This is a genomic window from Tabrizicola aquatica (assembly GCF_002900975.1).
In the GTDB taxonomy this organism is placed as follows: Bacteria; Pseudomonadota; Alphaproteobacteria; order Rhodobacterales; family Rhodobacteraceae; genus Tabrizicola; species Tabrizicola aquatica.
This window is the reverse complement of record NZ_PJON01000001.1, coordinates 161,588-181,074: the sequence shown is the minus strand read 5'-3', so window position 1 is coordinate 181,074 and position 19,487 is coordinate 161,588. Positions and strand designations below refer to the sequence as shown.

14 protein-coding genes are annotated in these 19,487 nt (G+C 67.2%); 5 read left to right on the top strand and 9 right to left on the bottom strand.

The genetic code is table 11. The features are described 5' to 3' along the window. Positions 1–214 precede the first annotated feature (214 nt). The 9 genes from CXR42_RS00860 to CXR42_RS00820 all read right to left on the bottom strand — a co-directional run bounded on the left by CXR42_RS00860 (position 215) and on the right by CXR42_RS00820 (position 11,433). Positions 215–1,996, bottom strand: coding sequence for an ABC transporter ATP-binding protein (locus CXR42_RS00860; protein ID WP_103255633.1), 1,782 nt, complete (start codon positions 1,994–1,996; stop codon positions 215–217). After that, entirely contained in the window at positions 1,993–2,952 is a 960-nt protein-coding gene (locus CXR42_RS00855; RefSeq protein WP_103255632.1) for an acetamidase/formamidase family protein, read from the bottom strand. Before CXR42_RS00855 ends, CXR42_RS00860 begins: the two co-directional genes overlap by 4 nt. Next, positions 2,952–4,565 carry an ABC transporter substrate-binding protein gene (locus CXR42_RS00850; RefSeq protein WP_103255631.1) on the bottom strand — a complete coding sequence of 538 codons (1,614 nt, stop codon included), beginning with the start codon at positions 4,563–4,565 and terminating at the stop codon, positions 2,952–2,954. Before CXR42_RS00850 ends, CXR42_RS00855 begins: the two co-directional genes overlap by 1 nt. 20 nt (positions 4,566–4,585) lie before the next feature. Further along, positions 4,586–5,506 carry an ABC transporter permease gene (locus CXR42_RS00845; protein WP_103255630.1) on the bottom strand — a complete coding sequence of 307 codons (921 nt, stop codon included), beginning with the start codon at positions 5,504–5,506 and terminating at the stop codon, positions 4,586–4,588. Further along, positions 5,506–6,387 (bottom strand): ABC transporter permease, encoded by an 882-nt coding sequence (locus CXR42_RS00840; protein WP_103255629.1) that lies wholly within the window; start codon positions 6,385–6,387, stop codon positions 5,506–5,508. The genes CXR42_RS00845 and CXR42_RS00840 overlap by 1 nt, the downstream gene beginning before the upstream one ends. Continuing rightward, complete coding sequence (locus tag CXR42_RS00835; protein WP_103255628.1) at positions 6,365–6,967, bottom strand: ANTAR domain-containing response regulator; 603 nt, start codon at positions 6,965–6,967, stop codon at positions 6,365–6,367. Before CXR42_RS00835 ends, CXR42_RS00840 begins: the two co-directional genes overlap by 23 nt. Further along, positions 6,964–8,043 (bottom strand): transporter substrate-binding protein, encoded by a 1,080-nt coding sequence (locus tag CXR42_RS00830; RefSeq protein WP_103256956.1) that lies wholly within the window; start codon positions 8,041–8,043, stop codon positions 6,964–6,966. Before CXR42_RS00830 ends, CXR42_RS00835 begins: the two co-directional genes overlap by 4 nt. A 283-nt stretch (positions 8,044–8,326) precedes the next feature. Then, on the bottom strand, positions 8,327–10,831 hold the full coding sequence (locus CXR42_RS00825; RefSeq protein ID WP_180995944.1) for a hybrid sensor histidine kinase/response regulator: 2,505 nt from the start codon (positions 10,829–10,831) through the stop codon (positions 8,327–8,329). Between the two features lie 83 nt (positions 10,832–10,914). Then, complete coding sequence (locus tag CXR42_RS00820; RefSeq protein ID WP_146037972.1) at positions 10,915–11,433, bottom strand: putative pterin-binding protein; 519 nt, start codon at positions 11,431–11,433, stop codon at positions 10,915–10,917. 278 nt (positions 11,434–11,711) lie between these two features. On the opposite strand from CXR42_RS00820, the gene CXR42_RS00815 reads away from it, so the two are divergent. The 5 genes from CXR42_RS00815 (at position 11,712) to CXR42_RS00795 (ending at position 19,433) form a co-directional block, all read left to right on the top strand. Continuing rightward, the gene (locus tag CXR42_RS00815) at positions 11,712–12,311 is read left to right on the top strand and encodes a response regulator transcription factor (protein ID WP_103255626.1); all 600 of its coding nucleotides are present in this window, start codon (positions 11,712–11,714) and stop codon (positions 12,309–12,311) included. A gap of 69 nt (positions 12,312–12,380) precedes the next feature. After that, a complete protein-coding gene (locus CXR42_RS00810) occupies positions 12,381–15,488 on the top strand; it encodes a hypothetical protein (protein WP_103255625.1) in 3,108 nt (1,035 codons plus the stop codon). Further along, positions 15,472–16,524, top strand: coding sequence for a hypothetical protein (locus CXR42_RS00805; protein WP_103255624.1), 1,053 nt, complete (start codon positions 15,472–15,474; stop codon positions 16,522–16,524). Before CXR42_RS00810 ends, CXR42_RS00805 begins: the two co-directional genes overlap by 17 nt. Beyond that, a complete protein-coding gene (locus CXR42_RS00800) occupies positions 16,521–18,065 on the top strand; it encodes a glycoside hydrolase 5 family protein (protein WP_146037971.1) in 1,545 nt (514 codons plus the stop codon). Before CXR42_RS00805 ends, CXR42_RS00800 begins: the two co-directional genes overlap by 4 nt. Before the next feature lie 135 nt (positions 18,066–18,200). Beyond that, complete coding sequence (locus CXR42_RS00795; RefSeq protein WP_103255622.1) at positions 18,201–19,433, top strand: glycosyltransferase; 1,233 nt, start codon at positions 18,201–18,203, stop codon at positions 19,431–19,433. The last annotated feature ends 54 nt before the right edge of the window (positions 19,434–19,487 follow it).

The following is a 19,487-nucleotide window of genomic DNA, read 5'->3' as shown; positions in this document are numbered from 1 at the left end:
GACGGGCCATCCCAATGCGTCGCCCATCCTTCGCTGCCCGTCATCGGGCACCACGCCAAACCCGCGCCAACGGCCACCAGCCGCCACCTGAGCCGAGCCCGTTTCGGCCTTGGGGCCACAGATTAAGCAAGAGTAAATGGAATCCCGCAAGCCATTGGTTTTGCAAGATACTCCATTTTTGTCCACCGTGGACAGACGAAGCGCGGTGACCGCCTCAACCTGTCCCCTCGGCCACCAGATGCCCCTCTCCCACATCCCGCAGCGCGACCCGCTGCGGCCCCTTGCCCGGCGCGTGGATCGGGGACGGCACCTCACCGGACAGCCGGACCCCGCCCGGCCGCTGGTGGCCCGGATCGGGCACCGGCACCGCCTCGATCAGCCGGCGGGTATAGGGGTGCTGCGGGTTCCCGAAGATCTGCCCCCGCGTCCCCATCTCGACAACCTGCCCCAGATACATCACCGCCACCCGGTCCGAGATATTCTCGACCACCGCCATGTCGTGGCTGATGAAAAGGTAGGACATCCCGAACTCCGCCTGCAGGGCCCGCAACAGCTCCAGCACCCGGGCCTGCACCGACACATCCAGCGCAGAGACGCTTTCATCGGCGATGATCAGGTCCGGCTGCAAGGCCAGCGCCCGCGCGATGCAGATCCGCTGCCGCTGCCCGCCCGAGAATTCGTGCGGATACCGGTCCAGCTGCGCCGCCTCCAGCCCGACGCGGGCCATCAGGTCGGCCGCCCGGTCGCGCTGGCTGGCCGCGTCCCCGATCCCGTGGATCAGCAGCGGTTCCGCAATCAGCTCTCCCACCCGCATCCGCGGGTTCAGCGCGGCCATCGGGTCCTGGAACACCATCTGCACCCGCCGCCGCATCGCCTTCAGCCCGGCAGGGTCCGGCCCCGCCATCGCCTGCCCCGCGATCTCGATCCGGCCCTGATGCGGCGCCAGCCCGACCAGCGCCTTGGCGATCGTCGACTTGCCGCAGCCGGATTCACCGACCAGCGCGAAGGTCTCGCCCTTGCGGATGTCGAAGCTGACGTGTTCCACGGCGTGGACATTGGCCGTGACACCGCCAAGGAGCCCGCCGCGCAGGGGGTAGCGGACCACCACGTCGCTTAGTCGAGCAATCGGCGCGCCGGTCACCGGCGGACGCGCCGTCCCCCGCCCCATGCGCGGCACGGCGGCGAGAAGCGCGCGGGTATAGTCCGCCTGCGGCCGGTGGAAGATCTCGGCGGTGGCCGCCGTCTCGACCTGGCGGCCCTGACGCATCACGATAACCCGGTCCGCCATCTCGGCCACCACGCCCATGTCATGCGTGATCAGGATGATCGCGGTCCCGAGGTCACGCTGCAGGTCGCGCAGAAGGTCCAGCACCTCGCGCTGTACGGTCACGTCCAGCGCGGTGGTCGGCTCGTCGGCGATCAGCACCTCGGGCCGCAGGGCCAGCGCCATGGCGATCATCACGCGCTGGCGCATGCCGCCGGAAAGCTCATGCGGATACTGGCCCATCCGCTTTTCGGGTTCCGACAGCCGGACGGCGCGCAACGCCTCGACGGCCCGCTTGCGTGCCTCGGGGCGGCCCACGGTTTCATGCGCGCGGATCGCCTCGGCCAGTTGGGCGCCGATGGTCATCACCGGGTTGAGGCTGGTCATCGGCTCTTGAAAGATCATCGCGATCCGGTCGCCGCGTATGCTGCGGAGGGACGGTTCGGAAAGGCCGGTCAGGTCCTGCCCGCCAAAATGGATGCCCCCGCCGGTCACCCTGACGGCCGGCTGCGGCAGAAGGCCCATGATCGCAAGCGAGGTGATCGACTTGCCCGACCCGCTTTCCCCGGCGATGGCCAGGGTCTCGCCCTTGGCAAGAGTGAAGGACAAGTCCTGCACCAGGGGTTTCAACCCCTGTTCGGTGCGAGCGGACACGCACAGCCCCTCGACCCGCAAGACAGGCTCCGGGGCGGTGGCCGCCCCGGGGATTGGCAGGGGTTCCGCAAGGGTCATTCGAAAACGACCCGGGGGAAGTAGAAGCTGACGACCCAATTCGGCATGTCGACGATCTCGGAAATCCGCAGATCGCCGCAGACCGAACAGAGCATGTAGGCGTCCACGGCCGAGATGCCCTGCTGACGGGTCAGAAGATCGATCATTCCCGACACTGCGTCCCTGGCCGCCGTCATCAGGTCCGGCCCGATGCCCGTGGTCGCCTCATAGCCCTTGGCATCCAGATGCCGCGTCACCGGCCCCGGCGTCGTGAAGCGCGGGGACTTCAGCGGCTGGTTCTTCACCAGGTCCAGCGTGAGGACCACGTTCATCGGGCTTTCGATGGCCGTCCCGCAGACCTCGCCGTCGCCTTGCGCGGCATGGGTGTCGCCCACGCTGAACAGGGCCCCCTCCACCTCGACCGGCAGGTAAAGCGTGACGCCCGCCGTCAGGTCGCGGATGTCAAGATTGCCACCGACCCGCCGGGGCGGCACGACGGAGTGGTGGCCCGTCTCGGCCGGGGCATTGCCGATGGTGCCCGAGAAGGGCTTCAGCGGCACACGGGCGGACGCCCCCCACATCGCGGGCGCCATGCTGGTCGGGTCATAGGACCACAGGCACAGGGCCGGGTCCTTGAACTGGTCAGCAAGCAACCCGAAGCCCGGGATGTTCGCCGTCCAGCCAAAGCCCTTGCCGTCGAACACCTTGGGCTGGAACCCCTCCAGCGTCACCTTCAGCACGTCGCCCGGCTTGGCGCCGTCAACGTAGATCGGGCCGGAGACCGGGTTGATCTTGCCGAAATCGAGGTCGATCACGCTTTGCAGCGTCGACGACGGGCCAAGCTGGCCCGCCGAAGAGTCGTGACAGTGGAACTCGATGGTCGAGCCCGGTGCGACGCGCAGCGCCGGCGGCAGGGTATTGTCCCAGCCGAAATGGTGCTGCGCGCCGTGGATCGTGTAGTCGCAGGCCTTGCACATTACTGCTTGACCCAGACGTAGTCGTAGTTGACCGGGATCGAGACCGGATCGACGTACAGCGCATCCTCACCGCCCATGCGTTCCGACTTCATCGTGTAGCGTTCCTCGTTGAAGACCGGGATCCAGGGGGCCTGTTCCATCACGCCGACATAGACATCGGACCACAGCTTCAGCCGGTCCGCGGCCTGGGCCGGGTCGAACATGCTGTCGGCCTCGATGGCCTTGGCATCCAGCGCCTCGTCGCAGAACTTGGACCAGTTCCAGCCGCCTTCCGCCGCGCCCGCGCAACCAAGGATCGGGCCGTAGAAGTTGGACGGATCGGGGAAGTCGGCGATCCAGCCCATGCCGCCGGACCAGATCATCGGGGCCGTGCCCGCGCCGCCGGCCTCGATCACGTTGGCCTGGGCGAGGTTCTGGATATTCGCGGTGATCCCGATGGCCGCAAGGTCCTGCTGGATGGCTTGCGCGATGCGCGGGTTCGGGTCGGTGTTCATCACGTAGAGGTCAGTCTCGAACCCGTCAGCCAGGCCCGCTTCGGCCAGCAGGGCCTTTGCACCTTCGGGATCGTAGGCATAGCCCGCGTAGCCCTCGGTATAGCCGGGCATCGACGGCGGCAGCGGCTGGGTCGCCGGAACCGCGCGGCCGTTGATGATCTGGGTGATCCGCTCCTTGTTGATCGCCATGTTGACGGCCTTGCGAACCTCAAGCTTGTCGAAGGGCGCGATGCCGACGTTCAGGGTGATATAGCCGGTGTGGAGTTGGCCGCCCTGCACCACGCGCGCGGCCTGGGCCGGGTCGCCCATCACCTCGGTGAACTTGGCGGGCGGGATGCCGTCGCCGGGCACGTCAACTTCGCCGTTCTGCAGGCGCAGAAGGGCGACGACCGGCTCTTGCCCGACCTCGAACACCACCGAGTCCAGGAACGGAACCCCGGCGCGCCAGTAGTCGGCGTTCTTCTCGAACACCAGGCGCTGGCCCAGCGTCCATTCCGCCAGCTTGAAGGCCCCGGTGCCGACCGGCTTCTTGCCGAAGTCAGCGCCCGCTTCGTCCACCGCTTCCTTCGGCACGACCGAGGCGAAGTTCAGCGCCATGACATGCAGGAAGGTTGCGTCGGGGCGCGAGAGGGTGATCTTCACCGTCAGCGGATCGACAACTTCGACGCCGGAAAGCCCGCCCTCGCCTGCCGCGTCAAACCCCGCGATGGCCCCGAAGAACCCCGCGCCGGGCGACTGGGTGGCGGGATTGGTCACGCGGTCCAGCGAGTATTTCACATCCTCGGCGGTCATCTCACGGCCGTTGTGGAACTTGACGCCGGCGCGCAGCTTGAAGGTGTAGGTCAGGCCGTCCGGCGAGATCTCGTAGCTTTCCGCCAGACCCGGGCGCAGCTCGGTCGTGCCGGGGACATAGTCCATCAGCCCGTCGAACAGCGACTTGATCATCGACCAGTTTTGCCAGTCATAGCCGATGGCGGGGTCAAGCGTGGCCACGTCGTCCTTGTAGGTGATGGTGATCGACCCACCGGCCTTGGCGGCCGGATCGGGGGTGTAGTCCTGCGCCAGGGCGGGCAGCGATAGCGCCAGCATGACGGCGGTGGATGCGAGCAGTTTCTTCATTGTCTCTCTCCTGTTGGGTTTCAGCGAAGTTTGATGCGGGGGTCGATCCATGGCGCGACAAGATCGGCCAGCAGGTTGCCGAGGACGATGGCGAAGGCGGACACCAGGGTGACGCCCATGATGATCGGAATGTCGACGCGCTGGATCGCCTGCCAGGCCAGCTGGCCGATGCCGGGCCAGCCGAACACGCTTTCGACGACGACGATCCCGCCCATGAAGATGCCGATGTCGATGCCGATCATCGCGATCACCGGCAGGATGGCATTCGGCAGCGCATGGCGCAGGACGATCCGTGCCCGGCCCAGCCCCTTGGCGCGGGCGGTGCGGATGTAATCGGCGCGCAGGACGTCGATCATGCTGGAGCGCATCATGCGGCTGTACCAGCCCGACCCAAGGATTCCCAAGGTGACGGCCGGCAGCACCAGATGGGCAAAGGTGCCGTAACCGCCGATCGGGAACCAGCCCAGCTTGACCGCAAAGACATACAGCAGCAGCAGGCTGACCACGAATTGCGGGGCCGAGACGGTGACGAAGGACGTGACCATCAGCACCTGGTCCACCGCCCTGCCCCGCCACAGCGCCGCGATGATCCCCATGGTCAGGCCCAGCACCAGCTCGCACAGGATCGCGCCGAACATCAGAAGCAGCGTGGCCGGCAGGCGCGACCAGATCAGCTCGGCCACCTCGGTCTTTTGCAGGTAGCTGCGGCCCATGTCGCCCTGCACCAGCCCGCCCAGGTAGCGGGCGTATTGCACGATGAAGGGCTTATCGAGACCCAGCTGCTGCCGGATATTTTCAACCGTCTCGGCGGTGGCCGAGCGGCCCGCGATCTGGCGCACGGGGTCGGCGGGCAGAACGTAAAGCAGGAAGAAGGTGATGAAACTGACGCCCAGCAGGATCAGCGCCGATTGGATCAGGCGGCGAAGAAGATAGGCGGCCATCAGTCGCGCCCCCGTTGCGTGGGGTCCAGGACATCGCGCAGGGCGTCGCCGACCAGGTTGAAGGCCAGCGCCAGCAGGATGATCGCGGCACCGGGAATAAAGACCAGCCAGGGGGCGGACTGAAAGTAGGTCTGGTTTTCGAAGATGATGTTGCCCCAGCTTGGCGTCGGGGGCTGCACGCCGATCCCCAGGAAGGACAGCGTCGCCTCCAGCAGGACCGTCGTGGAAATCCCCAGCGTGCCCCAGACGATGATCGTGGGCAGAAGGTGCGGCAGGATGTGACGGAACAGGATGCGGGCGTTGCCGGCGCCCAGCGTACGTTCGGCCGCGATGAAGTCGCGGGTGGCCAGGGACGAGGTCTCGGTAAAGATCACCCGCGCGGTCTGCACCCAGTTCACCAGGGCGATGACCAGCGCCACGATCCAGAGCGAGGGCTGGAAGAGCGCCGCCAGGCAGATCGCCAGCAGCAGCGCCGGAAAGGCCATCATCAGGTCGGTGAAGCGCATCAGGATGCCGCCGATCCAGCCCCGGTAGAACCCCGCCGTGATGCCCACGAGCGTTCCGATGACCAGCGCCAGGCCATTCGCCACCACCCCGATGATCAGCGAGGTCTGCGCGCCGTAAAGAAGCCGGCTGAACAGGTCGCGGCCCAGCAGGTCGGTGCCCAACAGGAACTTGCCATCCGGCGGCATCGGCGCGCCTTCCAGGGTCAGGCCGTCGAACATCTGGTCGTTCGGCGCGAAGGGCGCGATCCACGGCGCAAAGACCGCCCCGGCCACGACCAGAACGATGATCGCCAGCCCGAAGAGCGCCAGCTTGCGCCGCAGCAGCCGGGAAAGCGCGCCCTGGGGCGGGGCGTCAGCCGCGCTGAGAACGGTCATCCGGCCCCCCTTGCGCCGCGACGATCCGCGCCGCCGCATCCTCGAAACTGATCCGCCAGGCCATCGCCATCTGCCGCAGCTGGGCATAGGCTTCCGCCTCGGACTTGCCGCGCGCGGCCAGCAGGGTCACCGCCCGCACCACGGTTTGCCGTTCGTCCAGCCGCCGCCGCAGGTCCGCGATCTCGGCCGACAGCGCCTTTTGCGCGTCGAACGCATCCCGTGCGATGAGAAGTGCCGAATAGGCCCCGTTGTCGCCGACCGGCTTCAAGAGCTGCGCATGTGCGCCCGCCTTCAGCGACCATTCGATCCGGCCCGGCGCCTCGGATCCGATCAGCGCGATCATCGGGATCGGCGGATGCCCGGCCTCCCACGGAAACATGCCGTCATGGCCCATGTCGGCATCAAAGAAGACATAGTCGGCGGCCAAAGCTTCGGGCCCCAGTTCCGGCCAGGCCTGGGTGACAGCCAAGCCGATCGCGGTCAGCTGGCGGGTCAGCGCCTGCACCGTTGGATGCGGGCGGTGCAGGATGATCGCCTGCGCATGGCCAAGATTGGGAATGCGGATCGCCCGGCGCTTCATGACACCACCCGCAAGGTCGGGGCCTGAACCTGCCTGCTGCGCGTCAGATAGGGGTCGCCCGGCACCGCCTCCCACCGCTTGATCGGGCGAAAGGCCCCGCCCTCGACCCGGGCGATGATCACCGGCAGGACGGTGTGATGCGTGTCAGGATCGACGATGCCGCCCCGGTCGGCCAGAAGCTGCGACAAGGGCCAGTTCTCGGCCCCCGCGCGCCCGGCCAACAGGCGCGCCAACTCCATCACCGCCGAGAACGCCGCCGCCTCATGCGAGGAACCGAAGTTGCCCGCGCCCGGCCAGCCCGGCACGCCACGGAAGTACGGCCCAGCCGCGACCAGCCCCTCGGCCGCCTGGCCCAAGGCGGGCAACTCGCATTCTGTCAGGTTGCAGGACAGGACCGGGCAACGGTCGGGCCGGAAATGCGCATCCTCCAGCCCCAGCGCGCGATAGGCCGCCATGAACTCATAGGACGACGGCCCGATCAGCGAGTTCAGGATGAAATCGGGCCGGGCAAAGCGCAGCTCCTCGATCATCCGCCCCACTTCGCGCGAGCCGATGGGCAGGTAGCGGTCGCCCAGCACCTCGCCCCCTGCCGCGGTGATCCGCTCGCGCGCCAGCCGGTTCATTTCCCAGCCCCAGATATAGTTCGAGCCGGTCAGGTAGGCGCGTCGGCCATGCGTGGGCATCACCCAGTCCAGCAGCGGCAGAAGGTGCTGGTTCGGGCAGGCATGGGTATAGACCACATGGTCCGACGCCTCGAACCCCTCATAGGGCACCGCATACCACAGCGTGCCGCCGAACTTCTCCACCGTCGGGATGACTTCCTTGCGGCTCCAGGACGTGATGCAGCCCACCACATGCCGCGCGCTGGTGTCGCGCAGGATCTCCTCGCACAGCGGCCCATAGGCATCGGCATTGCCGCCGGGATCGCGCTCGACTGGGACAAAGCTGAGGTCCAGCGCCGGATCGGCATTCACCATCGCGATGGCACCCAGCACGCCGGAGCGGCAGGCCTCGGAAATCAGCGAGTAGCTGCCAGTGCGTGAGAAGAGCAACCCCAGCTCGATCCGTCGCTTCACCACCATCCCCCAAAACCCGAAAGACCCTGCTGCGGACCCTGGTAGGTCCGCATGCAAGGCTTGATTGCCACCCGACGATTTGCCGATTTCTAGGCCCCAGCTTATGACCCCTGCCGGACGGGTCAAGCCCCATGGCGAAATTTACCGGCTGATGCGGGCCGCAGGGGATGATCTGCCGCTTTTTCCGGCATCGGAACCGCGCAGGCTGGGGGAGCGGCCGGATGCAAGGTTCTTCTTTTTTCGCGGCCAGCGCACAGGACTTACTATCCTGGACGACGTCGCCTTAAGGGCCGAGGCACTGGTCAATCTGCTGCCGCGTGGCATTCCAGGCTGGAACCAGTGCATCCAGGCGAAGCTGCGCGCCGTCCATGTCCAGGCGGCGGTAATCCGTCTCCAGCGCCTGCAGCGCCGACTGCAGCGCGCTGGCCCCGAAAACGGCAGCCGACCCGGCAAGCCTGTGGACCGCATCCGCCCGCGCCGCCGGAGTTTCGGTTGCCCAAGACGCGGCGGCGATCCGCTGCATCAGGTCATCGCCTTCGCGGCAGAAGGTCCGCAGCAGGTCCTGGGCCTTCTCGCGCCCAAGCTGGGCCGAAAGCTCGGCCAGCACACCTGCCATTCGGGGCGTCGGGTCTTGATCCGGGCCCTGTCCGACCCCTGAAAGCGTCTTGCGCAAGGACGCGACAGACAAAGGCTTGGTCAGCGTTTCCGTGATGCCGGCGGCATGGAACCGTTCGGCATCCTCGGGCAGGGCGTGGGCGGTCAGGGCGATGACAGGGGTCGCGCGGTTCGGCCCTTGCGAGGCACGGATCAGTCCGGTCGCGGTGACGCCGTCCAGTTCGGGCATGCTGATATCCATCAGGATCACGTCAAAGGCCTGCAACCCGGCGATATGCACGCCTTCGCGGCCGTCGTGGGCCTCGAACACCTGGTGGCCCAGGCTTTCCAGCATGTCGCGGGCGACCAGGCGGTTGATGCGGTTGTCCTCGACAAGAAGTATCTGCAGCGGTGCGGTCTCTTCGGACGCCGCGGTGGTCGAGGCGTCGTCCAGCGCCGCCCGCCGGTCAGCCTCGCGCAAGGTGTCGGGCGCGCCGATCGGCAGGCGGACCCAGAACAGGCTGCCCTCGCCCGGCTCGCTATCGACACCGATGTCGCCCCCCATGGCACGGACCAGCCGACGCGCGATGGCAAGGCCAAGGCCGGTGCCTTCGGCCTTGCGGCTATAGCTTGTGTCGAGGGTGCGAAACTCTTCAAAGACCCGTTCCAGGTCCTCTTCGCGGATGCCGATGCCGGTGTCGATGACTCGGAATTCGACCGCCTGCCCGTCGGCGGTGCCGTCGCATTCCACCCGGATCTCGCCCGACCGGGTGAACTTGTTGGCATTGCCAACCAAGTTCAGGATCACCTGCCGCAACCGCAGCGGATCGGCCCAGATCCGGGCTGGCGCCGACTGGACATCGGCGTGGATCCCGTTGCCATTCGCCTCGATCGCGTGGCGCTGGCTTTCGACCAGTTCCTGGATCAATGCGGCGGGGTCCACCGCATCGGGTTTGAGGTCCAGTTGCCCCGATTCAGCGCGCGACATGCCGAGGACGCCATTTACATGGTGCAAAAGCAGCCCGGCCGAGGTCTTCATGGCCGCGACATACCGCTCTTGCCGGGCGGTCAGGCGCGACATCTCCAGCAGTTCGATTGTCCCCAGGATGCCGTTCAGCGGGGTGCGCATCTCGTGGCTCATCACAGCCAGAAGTTCGGCCTTGGCACGCTCTCCGGCCACGGCGCGGTCGCGCGTCAGGATCAGCTCCTGCTCGCCGGCCACCCGCTCCGAGATGTCCCGCAGGAAGGACACGAAAATCTCGCGGCGGCCAAAGGTGGCAGCCGAGAGCGACAATTCGACCGGAAAGACCGCGCCGTCCTTGCGTCGCGCCTCAAGCCGGACCAGGCCCTTGCCAACCACCCGACGCTCGCCGGTCGAACGATAGCGTTTCATCCCCGCCGTGTGCGCGTCGCGCAAGTGATCGGGGATGACCAACGTGGCCATGTCGTGGCCGATGGCCTCGGACCGCGTATACCCAAAGACCCGTTCGGCCGCGCCGTTGTATTCCAGCACCTTGCCATCCGCATCGGTCACGATGATCCCGTCCAGCGAAGTGGCGATGATCTCTTCCAGCCGCTTGCGGGATTCGGCGGCCAGGCGTTCCGACCGGATACTGCGCCGGAACATCGCCATCAGGATGCCGATGCCGAACAGAAGTGCTGCGACCAGGGCCAGGGTGAAATAGCCGATCTGCGCCAGGGTGCGCGCGACGCCCTCGCGCTTGCCGTCGGAATCGTCAGCGTAAAAGCGCACCCCGAGCAAGGAATAGTCCCGCACCGAGACCCTTAACGCGGACAGGTCCTGGGCCATGGCGGGCAGGCTGGCGATCAGTTGGTCGTCGGGTCCGTCGATCACCGGGGTTTGCCGCTGGATGAACTCCTCCAGGTCGGAAAAAGTCGCCACGGCCTGCGGATCTTGCCGTAGCCCGGCGAACTGCTGGCTTTCGCCGATCAGCCGGATCCGGCTGTACAGGATATCGAACCGGCGGCGGATTTCCTGCAGGTCTGGTGCAGCGGCCATGTGGAGGGCGTCCTGGACGGCCACTTGCAGGGCCAGGACCTCGACCTCGGTCTGGACCAGGGACCACTGTGTCGTATCCGAATTGGCGACCGCCAGCGCATCTACCTCGCTGCGCACGGTATCGGCGAGGAACGAGATGGTCAGCAGGCACAGCAGGATGCCGACAACTGCCATCGACAACACAACCGACGGCAAGGTGCGAAAACTGCGCCTTGCCGGTTTGGAGTTGCGGGATCGGGCTGCCATCGCGCCTGGCGTCACTTGGCCGCGACGTCGATCTTGACGAGTTGCCAGATGCTGCGGGAGAAGATCACCTCGCTTTGGTAGTCCTGATCCAGGTCATAGGGATATACGACCCACAGCGGCCCCTTCTCACGCACCGACATCAGGTTGCCGTTCTGCCGGTAGGCCAGGATCGGCCCGCCTTCGACCGCGTCCGAGACCGGGATCTCGATGGCATAGTCGTTGATCGCCGTCGCCTTAAGCGCGCCTTCGCTGACCCCCAGCGCCCGCAGGATCGCCGCAATCTCGACCCCGGTGAAGCTTTGCTTGCCTTCCGTCCAGGGGGTAGAGGTCTCGAATGTCACCTCGCCCAGCGCCTGCAGCATCTCAAGGTCGAAGACGGCACTGTCGCCACGGTTGGTGACCTGGATGTCGCCGGTCACTTCCAGCACGACCTCGCCCGTGGGGGCGGGCAGATCCTGGGCCAAAGCCGGCGAGGCCAGCAGGGCCCCAACAACAAGGGCAAAAGCGCGTCTGGTCAAGGCAATCGTCATGATTCCACCTGCAAGGGGCTGTCCACGGTTCTTTCGCATAGGAACGGCAATGGGTCATCCGCTCATCAGGATAGTCCGCTATCCTTTCGTATAGGTTTCGCTCTCATTTGCGATGGGTTTCGCGCCCTTTGGCAGCGCGACGGGGCGAAGGATCGGCGTTACTTCCATTCAGGACGGCCAACACCCCGGTTGGCACAGAAGGAAGTCGATCCATGCATGTAGCAGAGATTTTGAAGCGCCCGTTGACGGTTGTCTCCGCAGCCCCCAATGTGGCCGGCATGCGAGTGCTGATTGCCGATGACCATGATCTTGTCCGCGAGGCGCTCGCCTCGTTCCTGAAAAGCGAAGGCGTCGCCGAGATCGTGACAGTGCCCACGCTGGACGATGCGATCCGCGCTGCCGACGAGAGCGGCAGCTTCGACCTGGTCCTGCTGGATTACAACATGCCGGGCATGAACGGGCTTGAGGGGTTGGGCCGTATGCTGGCCGCGAATGACCGCCGTCCTGTGGCGATCCTGTCCGGCAATGTCTCGAAGGCGATTGCCGAGCAGGCGATCCGTGCAGGCGCCGCCGGGTTCGTGCCAAAGACCATGTCCTCACGCTCGATGGTCAGCGCCGTCCGGTTCATGGCCGCCGGCGAGGTCTATGCCCCCTTCAACATCCTGCAACAGGCGGACACCGCCAGCGGCAACCTTAGCCAGCGCGAGACGGATGTGCTGCGCGGGTTGTGCGAGGGCAAGTCGAACAAGGAAATCGCGCGCAGCCTGGACTTGCAGGAAGTGACGATCAAGCTGCACGTCAAGACGCTTAGCCGCAAGCTGAACGCCAAGAACCGCACCCATGCCGCGATGATCGCGCGTGAGTTGAACCTCATCTGACCCCCCTTTCCAGCCTAGCAGCGGAACCGGCCGGCCCATGGGGTTTGGCCGGGCGTCCCGGGACTGTCCATGTCGCAGCCACGCCCCCTTTCCGATGCCGATCAGGCCGAGCACAGCGCCGGGCTGCGCCTGCTGCTTGTCGCCCTTGCGGCGGTGGTGCTGTTCCATGGCGGGTTGCTGCCGTTCACGCACGGCAACACCTACGACGCCTTCATCCACATGTTCTTCGCCGACCACTATTTCCGCAGCTGGTTCGACCCGTGGGAGCCGCGCTGGTACACCGGCTTTGCCGTCACCTCCTACCCGCCCGGCACCCACATGGCGATGGCGGGGCTGATGCACCTGGTTCCGCTGCGGGCGGCCTTCGTGCTGGTGCAACTGGGCGGGCTGTTGCTTCTGATCACCGGCATCTACCGCTTTGCCCTTTTGTGGGTGCCCCCGCGGGCGGCGGGCTATGCGGCGCTGGCGGGGGTGCTGGCCTCGTCGATCTCCGAGACGGTGCATCTCTTTGGCCAGTTGCCCACGATCTGCTCGCTGGGGATCTTCCTGAACGGCCTGCCCTACGTCTATCGCTGGATCGTGCATGGCGGCTGGCAAAGCTGCGCGGCGGCGGTGATCTTCTCGGCGGCGACGACAGCGGCGCATCACGTCACGACGATCTTCGGCGGCGTCCTTTTCATCCTTCCCCTCGGCCTTCATGCACTGAAGGCCGTGGCCGAGTTGCGGCCGGCCACCGGCAGATCGCGATTCTACCTGCTCTGGCGCTTTGTGCCCCCGCTGACGCGCGGTGCGGTGCTGGCGGTGCTGATGCTGGGCGCCATCATCGTCACCGTCTTTCCCTACTGGTACTGGTCGGTGACCGACCCGATCACCCAGGTCTCGATCCCGCATGGCAGCCGGGAAAGCTTTATCCAGCGGCTGGACCTTGGGTTGGTGTTCTTCGCGATCCCCTGGGGGGTGGCGCTGCTGTTCCTGCCCTATGCCATCTACAAGACCGCCACGACCCGGCTTTGGCCCCTGGGCCTGTCCCTGCTTCTGTGCGTACTGCTTGGCACTGGCGGGACCACCCCCCTGCCCCGCGCGATCCTGGGGGGGGCTTTCGACATCCTGACGCTGGACCGCTTCACCTTCTGGGCGACCATCCTAATCCTGCCCTTCCTGGGGCTGATGTTCGACGGCCTGCTACATGGCCGCTCGCGCGCCATCATTGTCGAGGCGTTCGGCAATGGCCTGCACCGGCTGCTGGTCGGCGGCATCTTCGCCGCGATGACCGCGATGGCCGTCCTGCCGGCCGTCCTGCCCACCGTCCAGCCCACCCAGCCTGAATTCGTCGATCCCGCCCCCATCGCCAATTTCATGGCCGAGGACGAGCATGACCGCTGGCGCTATCTGACGCTGGGGCTGGGCGACCAGTTCGCCTATCTCTCGGCCCAGACCACGGCGCAATCGGTGGATGGCAACTACCACTCGGCCCGTCGCCTGCCCGACCTGACGCGCTTTTCGGTCGAGCGGCTGGAAAACGCCAAATACCTTGGCGTGCCGGGCCTTGGCTCCTTGCGGCAGTTTCTGGTCAACGCCGAGCGATACCACCTGAAATACGTCTTTTCCAACGACGCCTTCTATGACCCGCTGCTGCACTTCACCGGCTGGACCCGGCTGAACCGGCTGGGCAACGGCGTGGTCGTCTGGGAAAAGCCCGACATTCCCCCCTTGCCGCTGGTCCAGCCCCGACGGCAAATCCCGGCGCTGCATGTGCTGATGTGGGGCCTTTTGCCGCCGCTGGCCCTGGCTGCGGCGGGCCTTGTGTTCCTGGGCTCGGCCCTCGGGCGGACCTTCGGTTTCCGCCCGACCGAGGTCCGGCAGGTGACGCGCGCGCGCCACCGCTTCCGCAACCCCGCAAGGGTCCGCACCGTGGTCCTTGGGCTGGCCGCCTGCGCCCTGGTCGGGGCGGGCGCGCTGGCCTGGCAGCTTCGCGGCCATCTTGTGCGGGACATCCCCCCGCAAGAGGTGATCGCCGCCTATTTCGCCGACCTCGACTTTCGCCGGCACGAGGCCGCTTTTGCCCGGCTTGACCCCGAAACCCGCGGCCGGTTTCAGGATGTCCAGTTCGGCTGGCGCTGGACCGGGGGGCTGGTCGCTTCGTACGGGAAACTGGTCGATGTGGACGTGACGCCCCTGCGTCTGGACGGGGCTATCGCTGACTTCTCTGTCACGCTGCGCTGGCTGACACCGCTTGATGTGCAAGAGCAAAGCCTGACCGTTCGCACTGTCCAGCGCGGCGGCGCCTGGTATCTGGCGCCGACCGTGCTGCGGCCGGTGCAGACGCCGCTTTTGCTGCAACGGCAGGAAACGCTGGAGTTGAACGTGGTCGGCCGCCGCCAGCCCCGCCCCGAGACTGACCTGCACCGCGACCGGCTGGACCGCCCCCGCATCGCGATCTCGGGCGCGCGGCTGGTGCGGCACGGCGACCGCTTCGCCGTCATCGGCCAGGTCACCAATGCCGATGCCGACCCGGCGCATGTCTCGCTGACCGCCGACATGATCGGGCAGACGCAGGTCCTTGCGCAAGAGGCCGCGGGCCTGATCAGTGCCCACCGCCTGCTTCCGGCAGATACCGCCGGGTTCCGCATCGACTTCGAAGGGGTCTTGTCCCTGCAAGACGCCCGCGCCGGTGGCGAGTATGACCCGACGCTTTTCATCCCGCCCGAACTGCCCGAACCGCCCAAGGCCGCCAGCTTGACCGGCCGCGCGCTGGTCACCGGCAAGGACCTCTATCGCGGCATTTCGCTGAACGGCATCCGCAGCCGGGTCGAGGGGGGGCAGCTGGTCGTGACCGGTCTGGCCGTCAACACCGGCACGGAAACCGCCAGCATCGTCGCGCTGAACCTGCTGCTTTACGGCCCGGACGGCCGCCCGCTTTGGACCGACTGCGGCACCGTGCCGGCAAACATCTACCCCGGCCAAAGCGCCCCCTTCCGCGTCAGCCTGCCGCTGGGGGCGTCGATCACCGTCCTCCACGAGCTTTCGCCCGCCGACGTCACCGCCAACGGCCGCACGCAAGAGCCGGACCTGTCCCCGCCCGACGCTAGTGCCGGCACCATCCCCCTGCCCCCCGCCTCCGGCTTTTCCGCCGTCCGCATCCTGGCCACGAGCATGACCCATGACCCGTTATTCTAGCCTTCTCCCGCTTCTCATCGCCCTGCCGCTGGCTGGAACCGCCGCCTCCCAGACGCTGATTGCCGATGCCTTTGGCCTGTACGACCCCACAAGCGCGCCCGGGCGTCAGTCTTGGGCCGGCTGGACCTCGGCCGGACTGGTCGCTGCTGCCGGGCCTGACCGGGTGCTGATCCTGGCTGGCCCGAAAAGCCTGGTCGCGGGCAAGGACCCCGGGCATGTCGTGGCCCTTGTCCTTGACCGGCATGGCAATCTGGTCGCGGATGGGACCCCGGCCAGCGTGACCGTCGATGGCACTCCCTTTCCGACGCCGACCCGGGGCGGGATTGCCGATCTCCTTGTCCCACCAATGACCCGCGCGGGCGAGGTTTTCGCAGGCGCCACCGCAGGCGACCGGCAAAGCCCCAAGGCCATGCTTGGCGTCACGGCCGACCTCGCCTCGGTCGCTCCAGCCCTGGAAAAGGTCCAGTCCAACGTTACCGGCGAAACATTCTTCGAAATCGCCTCGGCCAAGCTGACGGATCGCTTCGGCAACCCCCTGCCCGAGGGCACAGCGGCCAGCGTGATCTTGCAGCACGAAGACGGCAGCCACAGCGTTGCCTACGGCTTGGCGCTGCAAGATCGCATCGGGGCACGCTTCATCGCACGCGACATCGCCGGCCCGGCCACGGCGCAGCTTGCGCTCGGGTCCCGAACTTCGGACGAAACCGGACTTGCCATCCTTGCCCCCCAGCCGGTCGGCCGCCCGAACCTGGAGGTGACCGCCCTGCCCCTGGTCGCCGCCGTGGACGTCCGCCTGGGCCCGTTCCTGACGACCGACGGCTATACGCTGAACGATGGCGCACCGGTGACGCTGGCCCTGGCCCTGGGCGACGGCACCACCATCACCGAAGCCGGCTGGATCCGCGATGGCGAGGTCAGCCTGACCCTGCCCATTGCCCCGGGCACCGGCGTCACCGCCGTCACGCTGACCTCGCCCCTGGGCATGCTGGACTTCCTGGCCGATTGGCAGGCCGCCGCGCCGAGGTCGATGCCATGACCCGCCGCCTGTCCCTTGCCCTGGCATCCGCCCTGTTTCTGGCGGCGGGTGCGCTGCTCCTTTGGCTTGCCGCCGACGCCTTCGCCGCCGCGCAGACCCGCGAGCGTGAGTATCGCTATCTGACCGAAGCCCTGGACCCGGTCGAGATTCCGGCGGCCGCGGTGACCTGGGGGCCACCCCTGCGGCCCCTGGTGCGCGACTTCGCGCCCACAGATAAACACCTGGTCGGCACGGCGCTGACCCAGGCCTGGCGCGCGTTTGCCGCCGCCTCGGACACGGGGGAAACCCGGGTTCTGGCTGACCATTTCTCGGGACAGGCCTTGCAACGCGCCACGCTGGCCGCGGCACAGGCCTGGCAGGACGGAACCCGCATGGTGGTGCTTGAGACCTCGGCCCGCCCGACGTTCCTCCATCTCGACGGCTCTCTCCTGCAGGTCGAGGGCGAGGCGCTGAGCGTGCGCTATGCGCTGCGGGACGGCGCGCTGCACCGGGTGGAGGTGACCCGCGACGCGGTGCGTACCACCCTGACCAACGAGACGACCGGCTGGCGCATCTTCGGCCATGAGCTTACGGCCTCTGCCCCGCTGCCAGCGGTCGCCCGCACCGACCGGGCCGTACCGCGCCTTTTCGGGGTAAACTACTATCCCGCCCGAACCCCCTGGCGCCGCTTCTGGCCCGAGTTCGACGCCGCCATCGTGGCCGCCGACCTTGATCTTGTCCGCAGCCTTGGCGGCAATTCCGTGCGCATCTTCCTGCCCACCGCCGCTTTCGGACCCGATGCCGGTGGCCAAAAGAACCTTGACCGACTAAAGCTTTTCCTCGACCTGGCAGAAGAGCGGCAGCTTGCCGTCGTCCCCACGCTCTTCGACCTGAAACCCGGATATCGGCCCGCCCTTTGGGCCGAGGATCTGGCCTACCTGCGCCGCGTCCTGCCGGTTCTGGCCGGTCATCCCGCCGTGGCGCTGGTTGACCTGAAGAACGAGCCGGACCTGGACCGCGAAGCGCATTTACCGGGCCAGGTCGATGCCTGGCTGGCCACCATGATCCACCTGTCGCGGTCGATTGCCCCCGACCTGCCCCTGACCATCGGTTGGGCCAGCGCCTCGGCCGCACAGGCCTTCGCGGCCGAACTGGACGCGATCACCTACCACGACTATGCGCCCGTCGAGGGCACCGCCGAGCGTCTGGCCACGGTCCGCGCCGCCGCCCAAGGCAAGCCCGTCCTGGTGACCGAGATCGGCGCAAGTTCCTATACCTTCGCCCTGGGCGTCCCCGGCTCTCCCACGGCGCAGGCAGGATTGCTGGCGGATCGGCTGACCCACTTGCAGGGGGCTGACGGCGCCCTGGTCTGGACCTTGCACGATTTCGAGAACCCCGATCCCGGCGCCTTCGGGGCCTCGCCCTGGACCCTGCGCCTGCAAGGCCGCTACGGGCTTTTCGACCCCATGGGCACCCGGAAACCGGCCGCGCAAGCCGTTGAAAAGGCGTTTGCCGCCGCCCGTGCGGCCACCCCTGCTGCCGGCTATACCGATCCGCCCTGACCTATCCGAAAGCGCACAAGACCTGAGACGCGGCCCACGCCAAGAAGGGAACAGGACCGGCCGCCCGCCCGCACCACGCCGGGCGGGCGGCCACCGATCCATTAGCCCAACCGTCCCGTCTCAGGAGCATCGCCCGTGTCCCCCCTTTCCTCGCCCCGCCGCATCGCCCTGGTCTCGGCCTTTCCGCCCGGCACCCAGACCCTGAACGAATATGGCCTGCACCTGGCCAAGGCCTTCGCCGCCCGCCCGGATGTGGCCGAGGTCGTCATCATCGCCGACCGCCTGCCCACGCCCTTGCCGGAACTGGACCTGGGTCCCAAGCTGCGGGTCCGCCGGGTCTGGGACTTCAACTCACCGCTCGCAGGCGCGCGGATCGTGGCGGCGCTGCGCCGCGAGCGGGTCGACGGGGCAGTGTTCAACCTGCAGATGGCCAGCTTCGGCAACAGCGAAGTGCCGGCGGCGCTGGGGCTTCTGGCCCCCCTCGCCGCCCGGCTGGCGGGCATCCCCTCGGGCGTGATCGCGCACAACCTGATCAGCGGGGTGGATCTGGAACAGACCCAACTCAAGGGCCAGGTCCTGCGCCAGAAACTGGTCCGCCTGGGTGGGGCGGTCATCACCCGGGCCCTGCTGGCGGCCAACTACCTGACCGTGACGCTGGAAAGCTACCGCGCCGACCTCAAGGCCCGCTATCCCGGTGCGCCGGTGATACTGGTACCCCACGGCACTTTTGACACCGAATGCCGCGCCCTGGTCCCGTCCCACCTGCGCCCGAACCGGATCGTCACGATGGGAAAATTCGGCACCTACAAGCGGCTTGAGACGCTGATCGCCGCGGTCCGCCACTTGCGCGACCAGCCAGGCTTTGCAGACCTGGAGCTGGTGATCGGCGGGACCGACCATCCCAATACCCCAGGCTACCTGGCTTCGGTGGCCGAACGCTGCGCCGGTGAGGCGGGGCTGCACTTCCACGGCTATGTGGCCGAGGACGATATCCCCACCTTCTTCGCCGAGGCGCGGGCCAGCGTCTTCGACTACAGCACCACGACCGGAAGTTCCGGCGTCCTGCACCAGACCGCCTGTTACGGCGCAGTGCCGGTCTTTCCGCGCATCGGCGATTTCGTCGACGTCTGCCGGGACGAGGGGATCGACGGCGCGACCTATGCCCCCGGCGATGTCTTGGGCATGGCCGACGCCATCGCCAGCGTCCTGGCTGATCCCGGTTGCGCCGACCGGCTGGCAGAGGCCAACCGCGCAGCGGCGCTTGGCATGCCGATCAGCGCGGTGGCCGAGGTCCACATGACCCTCCTCGCCCAGCGCCCCAAGTCGCGCCCGCTCCCCGCGCCTGTGTCCGCCAAGGCAGCGGCCTGAACTCGTAGACGACCTATCCGAAAGAAGTGCGCGGGGTCCCATTCGGGACCCCGT